This window comes from Crocinitomicaceae bacterium (assembly GCA_016708105.1).
In the GTDB taxonomy this organism is placed as follows: domain Bacteria; phylum Bacteroidota; class Bacteroidia; order Flavobacteriales_D; family Crocinitomicaceae; genus JADJGJ01.
In genome coordinates this window covers 248,109-262,285 of the sequence record JADJGJ010000004.1, presented here as the reverse complement: position 1 = coordinate 262,285, position 14,177 = coordinate 248,109, and the positions used below count along the sequence as shown (strand labels likewise).

The 14,177-nt window shown below is 37.9% G+C and carries 12 protein-coding genes; 9 read left to right on the top strand and 3 right to left on the bottom strand.

The window, feature by feature from the left end; genetic code table 11:
* The first annotated feature begins 116 nt into the window (after positions 1-116).
* Together IPH66_16950 and IPH66_16945 are read left to right on the top strand one after the other, a co-directional pair.
* Positions 117-509, top strand: coding sequence for a hypothetical protein (locus IPH66_16950; GenBank protein MBK7131031.1), 393 nt, complete (start codon positions 117-119; stop codon positions 507-509).
* 1 nt (position 510) lies between these two features.
* Positions 511-1,215, top strand: a complete 705-nt coding sequence (locus tag IPH66_16945; GenBank protein ID MBK7131030.1) for a DUF2490 domain-containing protein — start codon at positions 511-513, stop codon at positions 1,213-1,215.
* On the opposite strand, the gene rnr is transcribed toward IPH66_16945, so the two are convergent.
* Positions 1,212-3,344 (bottom strand): ribonuclease R, encoded by a 2,133-nt coding sequence (gene rnr, locus IPH66_16940; protein ID MBK7131029.1) that lies wholly within the window; start codon positions 3,342-3,344, stop codon positions 1,212-1,214. The genes IPH66_16945 and rnr overlap by 4 nt on opposite strands.
* 104 nt (positions 3,345-3,448) lie before the next feature.
* Between rnr and IPH66_16935 the strand changes: the two genes are divergently transcribed.
* The 5 genes from IPH66_16935 to IPH66_16915 all read left to right on the top strand — a co-directional run bounded on the left by IPH66_16935 (position 3,449) and on the right by IPH66_16915 (position 11,292).
* The gene (locus IPH66_16935) at positions 3,449-3,964 is read left to right on the top strand and encodes a ferritin (GenBank protein MBK7131028.1); all 516 of its coding nucleotides are present in this window, start codon (positions 3,449-3,451) and stop codon (positions 3,962-3,964) included.
* A gap of 123 nt (positions 3,965-4,087) precedes the next feature.
* Complete coding sequence (locus tag IPH66_16930; protein ID MBK7131027.1) at positions 4,088-4,555, top strand: YfiR family protein; 468 nt, start codon at positions 4,088-4,090, stop codon at positions 4,553-4,555.
* Positions 4,552-5,559, top strand: coding sequence for a hypothetical protein (locus IPH66_16925; protein MBK7131026.1), 1,008 nt, complete (start codon positions 4,552-4,554; stop codon positions 5,557-5,559). The genes IPH66_16930 and IPH66_16925 overlap by 4 nt, the downstream gene beginning before the upstream one ends.
* 4 nt (positions 5,560-5,563) lie before the next feature.
* Positions 5,564-7,393, top strand: coding sequence for a SpoIIE family protein phosphatase (locus tag IPH66_16920; protein MBK7131025.1), 1,830 nt, complete (start codon positions 5,564-5,566; stop codon positions 7,391-7,393).
* 5 nt (positions 7,394-7,398) lie between these two features.
* Positions 7,399-11,292 (top strand): hypothetical protein, encoded by a 3,894-nt coding sequence (locus IPH66_16915; protein MBK7131024.1) that lies wholly within the window; start codon positions 7,399-7,401, stop codon positions 11,290-11,292.
* On the opposite strand, the gene IPH66_16910 is transcribed toward IPH66_16915, so the two are convergent.
* Together IPH66_16910 and IPH66_16905 are read right to left on the bottom strand one after the other, a co-directional pair.
* A complete protein-coding gene (locus tag IPH66_16910; GenBank protein MBK7131023.1) occupies positions 11,289-12,077 on the bottom strand; it encodes a hypothetical protein in 789 nt (262 codons plus the stop codon). The genes IPH66_16915 and IPH66_16910 overlap by 4 nt on opposite strands.
* An 81-nt stretch (positions 12,078-12,158) precedes the next feature.
* Entirely contained in the window at positions 12,159-12,554 is a 396-nt protein-coding gene (locus IPH66_16905) for a hypothetical protein (GenBank protein MBK7131022.1), read from the bottom strand.
* A 238-nt stretch (positions 12,555-12,792) separates the two neighbouring features.
* Between IPH66_16905 and IPH66_16900 the strand changes: the two genes are divergently transcribed.
* Entirely contained in the window at positions 12,793-13,617 is an 825-nt protein-coding gene (locus IPH66_16900; protein MBK7131021.1) for a thymidylate synthase, read from the top strand.
* 2 nt (positions 13,618-13,619) lie between these two features.
* Positions 13,620-14,123 carry a dihydrofolate reductase gene (locus IPH66_16895; protein ID MBK7131020.1) on the top strand — a complete coding sequence of 168 codons (504 nt, stop codon included), beginning with the start codon at positions 13,620-13,622 and terminating at the stop codon, positions 14,121-14,123.
* Positions 14,124-14,177 lie beyond the last annotated feature (54 nt).

Here is a 14,177-nt window from a genome sequence, read left to right as displayed (position 1 = left end):
TATTTGTTAATTTATTATTAGGTTTGCTCGTTCTGCATGTTGTGACATTTAAACACCGGAACTGTATTTTTGCACTTATTAAGTCATATATATTAAACTTCACTACTTTTAATCAAATGAAAAAATCAGGTTTTTTACTCATCACTTTAGTTTTAATATTGGCTTCAGCCTGCAACAAAGAAGCCGGTCGTGGAGGCACCTCTTCTATTCTGGGAAAAGTGCATGTTTATGATATAAATGGCATTGGGGACACCATAGCAGAATATGACGCAATGGATGAAGATGTGTTCATTATCTATGGTGAAAATGATGACACCTATGATGATAAATTTTCATGCAGCTTTGATGGGACATATCGTTTTGATTACCTCAACACTGGCACCTACACGCTTTATGCTTACTCACGCTGTGACACATGTAATGATGGGGTTCAGCCAATTTTTAAAACAGTAGAAATCACTGAAAAGAAAACCGAATATACTGCACCCACTATCAACATTTTGAAATAAGATGCGTATTGTTTTCACGGCTTTATTATTTGGTTCTGTTTCTGCCTTTACTCAGATTCATGACGCTTGTATATGGACAGCTGCCGGTCTGAATGCAGACCTTACCGACAAACTATCGCTGGGGTACAATACTGAAATAAGGTTATACAAAAATGCAAGCACATTAGATTCATACATCAATGAAATAGGCTTGGGATTTAAACCCATAAAAAACTTATCACTTGGTTTTGATTATCGCTACAGCAGAAAAGATCAGGAAGGATATTTTGAAGGTGTTCACCGATTTGGCGCTGAATTATCTTATGATTATAAGATTGAAGGTACCGGCATCAGGCTAAAAGCAAGAGCTAGATATCAATTGCCATTCAACTATTTAGGGGTTATCAATAATGCTATTTACCCTGATAATAGAAACGTGCTGCGCTTCAAATTATCGGTAAAATATCGTCCTACCAATTTAAAACTGGTTCAACCATTTTGCAGTTACGAATTATACAAGGCAGTTAAACCAAAAAACCAATTTAATGCTATTGATTCGTATCGTCTTGTTTTTGGAGCAACATTAGATTTGCCAAAAAGACATTCTGTGGATTTATACTATATGCTTGAAAATGAGTTCAGGTCAGCGCCGCAAGTAAATCATATTTACGGCATTCAATATAACTATGATTTGTTTAAGGATCCGATTATTAAATCTAAAAACTAATCATTTACCAGTACAAAATCAATTTGTTTTCTGGCCAAACTAACTGAATTCAATTTTACTTTCACCTTATCGCCCACGTTAAACTCTTTGTTGTCATTAACACCCACGACAACATAATCTCGTTCATCAAAATAATACCGATCATCTTTCATTGATTTAAGGGCAATCATGCCTTCACAAAAATTTTCAGTTAACTCAACAAACATCCCCCAATCAGACAGACCGGTGATGGTGCCTTCAAATTCATCTCCAACTCTATCTTTTAAAAACTGTGCCTGAAAAAATTTTCTTGACATGCGCTCAGCGTCAGTTGCCTTGCGTTCAGTAATTGAGATGTGTCGGGCAGTTTGTGTTAGCTTGGCGTGATGTACAGTTTTGTAATTGATTGCTTCAAATAATATTCGATGCACAACCAAATCAGCATATCGTCTGATAGGCGATGTAAAATGCGCATAATGTGTAAAAGCCAATCCGTAATGCCCAATATTCTGCGTATCATACTCTGCCTTGGCCATTGATTTTATAGCCATTTGCTGAATCATATTTATAGACGGTTCATCTTTCATTTGATGAAAAATTTCATTCATCTTGCGAGCAATATCTCGCTCATCACGATAGGAAAAGTTTTTACCAAATTTTGAAAGAAACACCCTGAATTGCTCCACCTTCTCCGGGTCGGGTTTATCATGCACACGATAGATTAACGGTATTCTGGTTTTGCGCTTAGAATCTCCAACATAAGCGCCTACCTGTCTATTGGCAAGCAGCATAAATTCTTCAATCAGTTTGTTTGAATCTTTAATGATTTTTTTCACCACACCAATTGGCTTCCCGTCTTTATCAAACTCAAATCTGATTTCAGTAGACTGCACTTCCAGCGCCCCATTTTTCATTCTTTCTGCGCGCAATTTTTTAGCCAAATTATCTACAACCAAAATTTCTTTGGCATAGTCGCCTTTTTTTGTTTCTATTATTTCTTGCGCCTGTTCATAGGTGAACCGATGCGCAGAACAAATGATGGTTTTGCCAAACCACTCGTTTAAAACTTTGGCCTGATCATTTAATTCAAACACCGCAGAAAAAGTAAGTTTTTCTTCATGCGGACGGAGTGAACAAATTCCGTTAGATAAATGTTCTGGCAACATAGGCACTACCCTATCAGCCAAATAGACAGAATTTCCGCGCAATAAGGCCTCTTGATCAAGGGCAGAATTTTCAGTTACATAATGCGCAACATCTGCAATGTGAACACCAACAGCAATATTGCCGTTCTCTAAAAATTCGACTGAAATTGCATCATCAAAATCTTTGGCATCAACCGGGTCAATAGTAAATGTGGTAATATTTCTGAAGTCACGTCTTTTTGCAATTTCGTCCGGTTGAATGCTAGCTGAAATATTATTTGCTTCAGCTAAAACATCATCCGGAAAACTGAACTTAATGCCATTAGCCACCAGAATTGCTTTCATTTCAGCGTCATTTGATCCGGGCCTTCCATAAACCTCAATAACCTCTCCAAATGGGTTTTTGGCTGTATCAGGCCAATCCGTCAATCTTGCAACTGCTTTGTCTCCGTGTCTTGCCTCATTGAGTTTGCCAACCGGAATAAAAATATCCACATCAATTTTAGGATCATCTGGCACTAAAAAAGCAATCGTTTGCTGAATGTCCATTGTTCCAACAAATAATCTATCATTGCGCTCAAGAATTTCCATCACAACACCTTCCGGTTTTCTGTTTCTGGCCTTGGCTGTAATGCGCACCCTTACTTTGTCTCCATTCAACGCTTTGCCTACATTTTTAGTCGGAATAAAAATATCCTCACGAAAATCATCACAGGTAACAAACGCTGAGCCTCTATTAGTAAATTCAATGGTGCCGGTGTAAAAATTTTCGCCCGCAGCATACGAAAATAAGCCACGCTCACGCTCATTTAAAAACCCATCTTTTTTCATTTCAGTGAGCAGTTCAAAAATCAATTTTCTAATTTCTTTGTCTTGAACATTAAGTTCCTGCGCCACTTGTTTATAATTATATGCCTTTTGCTCATTGGCCTTAAATAGCTTGAGCATAGCCTCACGCAAGAAGTTGCTTAGTTTTTGAGAGCTCTTTTTATTTTTTTTACTCATGGAGAATTTATACCCGTTAAAAGTATGAATAATTTGGCTGCACATTTTTATATCAGTCAATTTGCATAACTTTATCGGTTGAAAAAAGAAATTTGAACATGGCAATGAATAAGAAAATTGAAAAAATTCTCAACAAACAAATTGAAGCTGAGGCAGTATCTTCACAACTTTATTTAGCAATGGCAATTTGGGCTGAAACCAATGGATACTCAGGCACATCATCATTTCTTTATCGTCATACTGATGAAGAGCGCATGCACATGTTGAAGCTTATAAAATTTGTGAATGAGCGAGGCGGTAAAGCCATTCTTCCTGCAATTCCTGCTCCCAAACAAAATTTTCAATCACTTTCAGATGTGTTCTCACAATTATTAGAACACGAATTAAAAGTGACAGACATGATCAATGAAGTGGTATTTGTTTGTCTTCAAGAAAAAGATTATACCACGCATAACTTTATGCAATGGTATGTTGCTGAACAATTAGAAGAAGAGGCGCTTGCCCGCACCATCATGGATAAACTCAGGCTGATAGGCGGAGACAAAGGTGGTATCTATATGTTTGACCGCGACATAGAAACTTTGACAGGTGGTGCAACAAATAACCAGCCCGCAGCGTAAAAGCCGTTTGGCACAGTTTTAGTAAAAGACCTGCATAGTTCTGATAAAAAATTGAATCGTAAAATTTACATACTACTTCTTGCTCTTGTTTTGGTCAGCTGGGCCGACAGGAACAATCGGATTATGGATGTAAAAGACACGCGCGCCGTTAATAAGGCTCTTTTCCTATACACATTTGCAACATTAATTGATTGGCCTGAAGAATATAGAAAAGGCAATTTTGTAATTGGCGTGCTCTCTACTAACACAGATGTGTATAATGAGCTCAACACAAAATATAAAGGAAAATCAATAGGTAGTCAGGAAATTGTTGTTGAAAAATATGCCTCAAAATCAGACATTGTAAAGGCACACATTTTGTTTTTAGGTGAAGATAAAAGTGATCAGATAACCGCTGTAACCACTCTGCTGAAAACTAAGAGCACCCTATTGGTAACTGAAAAGGAAGGCTACCTGTCAAAGGGCGCGGTGATCAATTTTGTATTAGACGGAAACAAGCAGGCTTATGAGATTAGCAAGCCCAATGCAAAAAAATATAATTTGGTAATAGCCGGAAAACTTACCACTCTGGCTTATAAAGTTGTTGAATGAGAATATTTAAACACATAGCGTCAGTGTTGATTGTGTTTGTGGTGCACACTGCCTTTGCGCAGGAGTACACCTCAAAGGCTCATGCTATGTATAAGTCCGGAAACTACGACTCAGCCCGAGTATACATTGATCAAGCTATTGAATCCCCTGAGAAAAACAATTCTCAAACCTGGCAGTTGCGCGGTCTGATATACCGTAAATTGGAAACGCCTCAAACCATGCAATATCGCGATGTGGCTATTGAGTCGTTTGTGATGGCTAAACAAGTAGACACAGCGGGTGTATACAGAGACAAAATCAACGAATACTTACTCAACACCATTGTGCGTTATTATAATGATGCTGTTACTTTGCTCAATGAAGGCAGATATGCTGAATCAGAAAAAAGTTATGTGCTTTACAAGGAAAGGTATATTCAACTACTTGACCCCGCGCGAGATTTCAGAAATGAAGATATTTCATACTACAATGCACTTGGCAGCGGATACTCAAATCAACTCACGCGGTTGACAGGTAAAGACTACGACATTGTGTTTACCTTAGCAGTGAATGCGCTTTCAAAAGTGCTTGAAGCTGACTCAATGAACTATACTGCCAACCTCAACATTGGCGTGCTTTATTACAACCGGGGAGCAGATCTGATTTTAAATCAAGACCCTGAAAATACAGACCTGGAATTATTACTTGAAAACATTGCCACGGCTGAAAAATTATTTTTAAAAGCCTTGCCGTTGATGCAAAAGGCGTATGCTTTAAATCCAACCAATATTGATGTGCTGGAAGGTCTGTCGGGAATCTACTATGGTTTAAATGACATGGAAAACCACTATAAATATCAGACGATGCTAGATACTATCATGCTTCCGAAGTACCTGGAAGCCTATGAAAAAAATCCAACAGACAAAGAAATTGTTCAGCAATTAGTGCGCATTTATTCATCAACTTTGAAGGATAATGAACAATATCTCAAATTTAAAACTATCTTAGACCAACTTGGCGGATAGTACGATGAGTTTTAAATTCACCATTGGGAAGAAAATAGGCACCGGTTTTGGGGTGCTAATCCTGTTCATTATCATAGTGTTCGGCGCAACATTCTTTGCGGTTGACAATGGTATTTCAACATTTAAAAAGAATGACCAGACCACGAATGAACTAATTCAGGTATTAACCCCATCTAAAGAAAAAGTAAGTAATCTACGCTTATCAATCAATGAGTCAAAACTACTGGCTATCCAATGGGTTAACGATCAAAGCCGCAATGATGTGCCGGATAAAATCAGATTAAAAAATCTTATTGATCACAACATTCCAAAAGTTATTGAAGATATACAAACGTTAACTCCTGAGTGGCAGAATGAAAATGACCGATTAATTTTTGATCGGGTAATTGGAAAAATAGATACCCTTTTTGGTTTTTACCATGAAATCATGATGCTGCTGCCCAACATTGCAAGTTATGATGATGAGTTGAGTTATTTTATGTGTCGTTTGTATGTTTCACAGGATGGTGATGTGCCTGTGATGGCGGGCACCATAGAACAAAATCTCTTAACCCTTCAAAACAGTCTTGAGCAACAAGAAGAAGACGCGCTTGCGCTGGTAAAAAGCTCTTCAGCTGAATCAAAAGAAAAATTCCAGGCGCTAACATTTTATTGGGCTTTGGGTGCGGCATTGATTATGTCTGCAATACTCATTGCTATTTTCACAACCAACTCCATTGTAAAACCATTGTATTCATTACGCAATGTCCTGATTTCACTTAGTAAAGGAATTTTCCCAAAAACAAAAATGGCTGTGCGCAAGGACGAAATTGGCGACATGACCATTGCAATGAATGGCTTGGTAGACGGCTTACAAAAAACCACAGATTTTGCACGTGAAGTTGGTCAGAGTAATTTCAACTTTCCGTATCAACCACTCAGTGAAGAAGATGTGCTTGGTCATGCTTTATTAAAAATGCGCGATGAACTTGCAGAGACAGAAAGAATATTGGCTCGCAAAGTGGAGGAACGAACTGCAGAAGTTGTAAGTCAGCGTGATGAAATTGAACGGCAGAGATTAAAATTAGTTGACCTCTATAAAGACGTTACTGACAGTATACGCTACGCAAAACGTCTGCAATATTCAATACTACCACCACAAGAGGTTATCCGCAAAGTTTGCCCTGATTCATTCGTACTTTTTAAACCAAAAGACATAGTTTCTGGAGATTTTTACTGGTTTTTTCAAACTGAAGGGAAATCATTGGTAGCTGCGGTTGACTGCACAGGACACGGTGTGCCGGGCGCATTTATGAGTTTGGTGGGTGCAAACGGATTGAATGCTGCTGTAAAAGAACATAAAAAAACTTCACCGGGGTTGATCCTCAATGAGCTGAATAATTTTGTGTCTGACTCATTAAATAAAGGCAGTGAAGACAGTAATGTGCGTGATGGAATGGATATTTCATTCTGTACTATTGATTATAAAAACATGGAATTGGAATTTGCCGGCGCCAACAATCCACTTTATATTATTCGTAACAACGAGTATATTATTGTAAAAGCAGACAAGCTTGCCATTGGTTCTTTTGAGCCAGGCGCTCAGCAGTATAGTAACACGAGGGTGCCTATTCAAAAAGGCGATATGATTTATCTTTTCACCGATGGCTATGCGGATCAATTTGGTGGTGAAAAGGGTAAAAAATTCCTCTATCGTCACTTCAGAGATACGTTAATGAACGTACACCAAAAAAACATGAAAGAACAACACGATGCACTCAAACATCAAATAGAATCATGGCAGGGACCTTATGAGCAGTTGGATGATATTTTGGTGATTGGTGTAAGAATATAACCCAAATGAAATCAATAGGCCGCCTTCTTTTACTTTTTTCTTTCTCGGTAATTTGTCTGCAAACAAATGCACAGCAGAAAAGCATTCGGTTTGAACGGTTTTCTATTGAAGATGGTTTGTCTCAAAGCAATGTTACCGGTATTATTCAAGACAAGCTTGGCTTTATTTGGGTAAGTACCCAAGACGGCTTAAATAGATTTGATGGTTATTCATTTACCGTTTTTAAAAGCGGTGATGATTCTACTACTATTCCAAACAACTATTTGTTTTTCTTAATTGAGGATGAATACGGTTTTCTTTGGTTTGGAACCAATCGCGGATTAGGGAGAATAAATCCGGCGAACTTTAAAATTAATAGGGTTAACAGAGACTTGGTGCCGGGTATGCGTGGCTACGTGTTTACGCATCTTTGCTTTGATTCTAACGGGGTTTTATGGGCCTTGTCTGATAAGTATGGTGTCAACAAAATCAACCCCAGAACGCGTGACGTTGAAATAATAAAAGCCGTTGACGGAGAATCAGGTTTTACCTGCTTATTTGCTGATAATACAAACACGATTTGGCTTGGCACAGAAACGGGTAAAGTGTTTTTTACTTCACCTCCTTACAGCGTTTTTAAAGAAGTCGAATACACAGAGAGTAAATCGAGTCGTATAACCAACTTCACACAGGGATACAATAATAATGTTCTGGTTTCAACTGAATCCGGCCTTCAGGTAATTTCAGATGATAAAATCATGCGTCCGGTTAGCGACAATAATTTGCTGCGCTACATAAAAATTAGTTGTGCTTATCAAGAAAATCATGATAAAATATGGATCGGGACAGAACAAGATGGTCTTTTTCTCATCATCAATGACTCAACCGGCACTGAAAAAGTATTTCAATATAAAAACAACCCTTATGACAACTCAAGCATACCTGATGATAAAATCACTTGCATTTTTGAAGATCAAAGTGGCGTTTTTTGGATAGGAGCAGAAAAAGGATTCAGCAAATTTGACAAGTATAAGCAAGGCTTTTCAACGATCTCTCTCAATAATGACCCCTCTCACGGCTTAATTGATTATAACGTGTGGTCTTTTGCTGAAGACAAAAATGGCGACATCTATATTGGCACAAAAAAAGATCTCACCATTTACAAAAGCAATGAACAAAAATTTTATCATTTATTCAGAGATAGAATTAATCAGAATTACTTGTTGAGCATTTACGTTGAATCAACAAATAAAATATGGCTTGGCTATGATGATGGCCTCTTTCTTCTCAGTTTAAACAATCTAAAAGCCGGTGATTATTCATTTAAACAAATTGCCTTTCAAACAGCTAATCAGGAATCAAATGATTTACGAGTTTATCAAATAGTTCCGGCTGATGATAACAGGCTTTGGATTGGATCACGACTCGGTTTGTCAATCATTGATAAAAACACGCTTGATTACTCTTTCTATGCTAAAACTGACGATGAATTAAGTATTGGTGAGGGCTCAGTAAAAGTTATCTATCGTGATTTGAGCGGTAAAATTTGGGTTGTAACAAGTGATCAGGGGCTTTACAATATTATTGAAAGACCAGATGGAAGCTTTTATTTCAAAGAGTATCCAATCATAAATCACGATGAGCAAAACGGCCATATCACTTGTTTGCTCCAAACTGAAAAAAATAGTCTGTGGCTTGGTACTTATGGTGATGGAATTAAAAAATTGAACCTGGCAACCAGTGAAACCATCAACTATACAGAATCAGAAGGCCTTGCTAATAATGTAATTTATGGTTTGTTAGAAGATCAGGACGGCAATATTTGGGCAAGCACCAACAAAGGAATTTCAAAATTCAGCCCGTCCACTGAGCAGTTTATCAATTATACCGTCAAAGATGGCTTACAAAGCAATGAATTTAATACGAATGCCTATCTCAAATCAACTGACGGGCTGCTCTATTTTGGGGGCATTAACGGCTACACTGTTTTTAATCCACATTTGATTAATAAAAACCCAAACAAACCACAAGCCATAATTACTAAAGTGCTTCTTTCATCACGCGGATCAAACCAGCGTGAGATCATTGCGCAAAATATCAGTGGGTATCGCGAACTCAATTTAGAGTATCACCAAAATGATATTTCATTTGAATTCACATCAACCAACTATTCTAATATTGGAAAAAACAAGTTCAAATATATTCTAGAAGGGCATGAAGAAGAATACAGCTTTTTAGAACATGAAAATAGGGTAAATTACCTGAATATACCGCATGGACACTACACCCTCAAGGTGTTTGCACAAAGCGCAGATGGAGAATGGTCAACTGAACCCACCATTATTTCTATTGTTATCACGCCTCCCTTCTGGCTCACCTGGTGGTTCCGCATTCTGATCATTCTACTGTTAACCTTTGTGGGCATTGTGATTTACCGTCGCAGAGTTGATGTAATAAGAAGACAAAAAGTGCGTCTTGAAATTGAAGTAGTAAAACGCACACGTCAGGTTATTGAGCAATCGCGTAAATTAGAAGATCAAAAGAAAAAAGTTGAAGCACAAAAAGCAAAAATTGAGCATCAAAAAGAATTGCTTGAGAAAGAGAAAGAAAAAGTTGAACAACTTTTATTAAATATTTTACCTGAAGGCACTGCAGAAGAGCTTAAAAAAGAAGGCCGTTCAAAGGCACGTTATTATAAAAATGTGTCTGTAATGTTTACTGATTTTGTAGGCTTTTCAAAGATTGCTGAAGAGATGAAGCCGCAAGAGTTAGTGCAAAAACTTGACAGCTACTTTTCAAAATTTGATGAGATCATTGAAAAATATGATCTTGAAAAAATCAAAACCATTGGTGACTCATACATGTGTGCCGGCGGTGTTCCCATTCGCAACAAAAGCAACGCCATTGAAGTAACGCTATCCGCCCTTGAGATAAAAGACTACATGCTTGACAGACAAAAACAAGCTGTTGAAGGCGGGCAAAAGGAATGGGAAATAAGAATTGGAATTAATACCGGAGAAGTAATTGCCGGCGTAATTGGTATCAAGCGCTTTGCCTATGATATATGGGGCGCAACTGTAAACCAGGCACAGCGCATGGAAATGCACGGACAGCCCGGCACTGTGAATGTGTCAGGTAATACCTATGAGTACATTGCGCCGTATTTTGAATGCACCTACCGGGGCAAAGTTCAAACCAAGCATAAAGGAATGCTTGACATGTATTATGTCAGTGGCATTAAACCAGAACTTTCTATTAAAGGAGAAGGGAAAAAACCAAATAATAAATTTTGGAAAATCGTTGATCTTCACCTTTACAGTTCTATCAATTACATGAAGGCTGAGCGCCATATCATGAAAATTCTTGAAACACAACTGTCTCCAAAACTGTTATATCATTCCATCAATCACACTATTGATGTTACCAAAGCGGTTGAGCGTTTAGCCATCATGGAGGGTATTACTGATGAAGATCTTTTCTTATTAAAATCCGCAGCAACTTATCATGACGCAGGCTTCATTGAAAAATATGAGAAGAATGAGGAAATAGGTATGCGTTTAGCTCGTGAAATTTTGCCTAAATACGGTTATACGCAAGAACAAATTGATGTCATTGATGGCCTCATCAAAGCAACTGAAATTCCACAAACCCCAAACACCCACTTGCAACAAATTATGTGTGACGCTGATTTGGATTATTTAGGAAGAGATGATTTTCATGATATTGCCAACCTACTGCGCCGCGAATTGAGAGAACATGGCAAACTCAATAGTGACAGGCTTTGGGACGAGATTCAAATAAAATTCCTTGCTCAGCACACCTACTTCACTAAATCAGCTATCAAACTGCGTCAGGAAAAAAAGATGAAACACATTGAAGAAATTAAAGCAAAACTTGCTGAAGGTAATTACAAAGATTAATCGTCAGGGGTTTCTATTACCTCAATTTCTTCTCCGTTCAGCCAACTGTTCATCAACCATTCATTGGTGCTTATTGGGGCAATATAATATCTACTGAATGCCTCTAAAACAGGGCTATTCAATGCAGACTCAATAGACACTGCTCCCGCAGTAAGATAATCACTATGAATAACGTAAGAACAAGACCCTGAACGATACAAATATCCAACATGACTTTGATCAAAACCAATAAAATAAATACCGTCATCAGGACATGCCTCTACCAGCGCCTCTGCCCTATTTGATTCTGTGAAAATTTCTATTGTTGACACAGTATCATCGCCCGCTATTGACAAGGCTTCATGAATGGGTAATTGCTGAGCTAATTTATATCTGTTCACATTGAGCCCCATATGCAAAAGCGTAGTAGACACAAAATATCCGCAGGCAATATTTCCTTGATTCGGAATTGCAGTATACCCCTCAAATGCCCACGGGGTGCCATACCAATGCGGAATCAGTTGATGAACTAAATAGTTGGCAAACACCCTGCCCACAAGTTGGTGATTTTCTTTCAGGCTTTCCAAAGTGTCGCCAATATTGTCTTTAATGTCGGCATAACTTAGTGTGGTTTGAGATATATAAACTTGTTGCCAATTAGTTGTGTCACATTCACATGTGTCCGGGTTTTTCGTTTGCGATAATTTAAGTGTTCCATTGCATGATTCGCCCAAGCGCACATCCATGACTGATGCCTGACAGGACAATAAACCATAATAGAAAAAAATGAGTGCGGCTTTTTTCATGCATTGTTTAACTCAACAATGCACTTTCAAAGGAATAGTAACAGAACGGTATTATTAATCAGAAACCCCTATGGGATAAAATCAATCAACAAAAATCTTCTCAAGCGTAACATCAGGCTCACCATTTTTGCCTGAAAGGAAAAGTGTTTTCGTTTTTTTATTCCAGATTAAATCAATATCATAAGATACGCTTTTACCGTTGCTAAGCTTGGCTTTTATCAAATACTGCGTGCCTGATTGCTTTAAAAAAGTATAGGTGCCATTGAGCTCAATCATTCCGCTTTTGTAGCTGATTTTTTCGGCAGAAATTTCAATTTTCACATCGTGTTTTTCAATGTTGAGCTCTACGTCATTATTCATTACGGTATACGCCGCCATTTCTCCTGCATATTCTCCAAAACAATCCTTTGGTAATGTTTCAGCATTGGCAGTAAACAAAACAAGCAAAAATGAGGCAAGTGCTAAATATTTCATCATCGGGTTAAAAAAGGAACACGAATATACAATTCCTATGCCATGCCTCAAAATTTCTGTTGATAAAAATTTTTTGCCTGTTTATATTAAAGCCGCCTGTTTTCATGGGAATCCTGTTGTAGATGATAACTTTGAAAATCAGATTTTGTAGTGCCAGAATTTAGTTTAAGTATCTCTAATCCAATTAATTACTAAGAAAACAAATGGGTGCCAATTTAAAATCTGTCATAAAACCAACACTATGAAACAATATCTTGACCTGGTAAAGCACATTTATGAAAACGGGGCACAAAAGGGAGATCGCACGGGTACCGGAACCAAAAGCGTGTTTGGATACCAGATGCGCTTTGATTTACAAGCCGGTTTTCCGATGTTGACTACTAAAAAACTGCATCTCAAATCAATCATTCACGAATTATTATGGTTTCTAAACGGCGATACCAACGTTAAGTATCTGCAAGAAAACGGTGTCAAGATATGGGACGCATGGGCAAACGAAGGCGGAGAATTAGGTCCCGTTTACGGGGCACAATGGAGAAATTGGAACGGAACAGGATTAGATCAGATTCAAGAAGTAATCACGCAAATAAAAACAAACCCTGATAATCGTCGGATAATGGTTTCAGCTTGGAACCCAAGTGTAATGCCAAACACCAAATTAAGTTTTGCTGAAAATGTAAAAAACGGAAAAGCGGCTCTACCTCCTTGTCACGCATTTTTTCAATTCTATGTTGCTGATGGAAAACTTTCATGTCAATTGTATCAAAGAAGTGCAGATGTTTTTCTAGGTGTTCCGTTCAATATTGCGTCGTATGCATTGTTAACCATGATGGTGGCTCAAGTATGCAATTTACAACCGGGAGAATTCATTCACACGTTTGGTGACGCCCACATCTACAATAATCATTTTGAGCAGATTCAATTACAGCTTCAGCGTGAACCACGCCCATTACCGTTAATGAAAATCAATCCACATGTTCAGTCCATTTTTGATTTCAAGTTTGAAGATTTTGAACTAGTAGATTACAATCCGCATCCACACATTAAAGGGGAGGTAAGTGTTTAATTATGGTGCGTATTATTGTGGCCGTGGCTTCAAACGGCGTAATTGGTAAAAACAATGATCTGATATGGCACTTGCCCGCGGACATGAAGTTTTTCACTCAAACAACTTCAGGGCACATTGTAATAATGGGACGCAGAAACTGGGACTCTATTCCGTTGAAATATCGTCCGCTGTCTAACCGTATCAATGTTGTTGTTACACGCAACCATGAATTTAAATCACCTGACTGTGTTGTTTTTCATTCTATTGAACAGGCCATTCTTCACTTTAAAAGTCAAACTGAAAAAGACATTTACATCATTGGCGGCGGACAGATTTATGACGAAACGCTGAAGCAAAATTTGGCCGATGAAATGTATATTACACAAATAAATCAGGCCTTTGATGGAGACACATGGTTCCCTGCTGTGGATGACACCAAGTGGAATAAAAAACTATTATTTACCCATGAACCAGACGAAAAAAATAAGTATGCTTTTTCTGTCTTTCATTACATAAAAAAATGATTTCTAAGTTTGAAAAAGCACATCGTTAGATTAGCATAATAATTAGATTTTTAC

Coding starts and splice junctions, on each gene's coding strand:
- IPH66_16950 (MBK7131031.1), top strand. CDS start 117: ATGAAAAAATCAGGTTTTTTACTCATCACTTTAGTTTTAATATTGGCT.
- IPH66_16945 (MBK7131030.1), top strand. CDS start 511: ATGCGTATTGTTTTCACGGCTTTATTATTTGGTTCTGTTTCTGCCTTT.
- rnr (MBK7131029.1), bottom strand. CDS start 3,344: ATGAGTAAAAAAAATAAAAAGAGCTCTCAAAAACTAAGCAACTTCTTG.
- IPH66_16935 (MBK7131028.1), top strand. CDS start 3,449: ATGAATAAGAAAATTGAAAAAATTCTCAACAAACAAATTGAAGCTGAG.
- IPH66_16930 (MBK7131027.1), top strand. CDS start 4,088: ATGGATGTAAAAGACACGCGCGCCGTTAATAAGGCTCTTTTCCTATAC.
- IPH66_16925 (MBK7131026.1), top strand. CDS start 4,552: ATGAGAATATTTAAACACATAGCGTCAGTGTTGATTGTGTTTGTGGTG.
- IPH66_16920 (MBK7131025.1), top strand. CDS start 5,564: ATGAGTTTTAAATTCACCATTGGGAAGAAAATAGGCACCGGTTTTGGG.
- IPH66_16915 (MBK7131024.1), top strand. CDS start 7,399: ATGAAATCAATAGGCCGCCTTCTTTTACTTTTTTCTTTCTCGGTAATT.
- IPH66_16910 (MBK7131023.1), bottom strand. CDS start 12,077: ATGAAAAAAGCCGCACTCATTTTTTTCTATTATGGTTTATTGTCCTGT.
- IPH66_16905 (MBK7131022.1), bottom strand. CDS start 12,554: ATGATGAAATATTTAGCACTTGCCTCATTTTTGCTTGTTTTGTTTACT.
- IPH66_16900 (MBK7131021.1), top strand. CDS start 12,793: ATGAAACAATATCTTGACCTGGTAAAGCACATTTATGAAAACGGGGCA.
- IPH66_16895 (MBK7131020.1), top strand. CDS start 13,620: ATGGTGCGTATTATTGTGGCCGTGGCTTCAAACGGCGTAATTGGTAAA.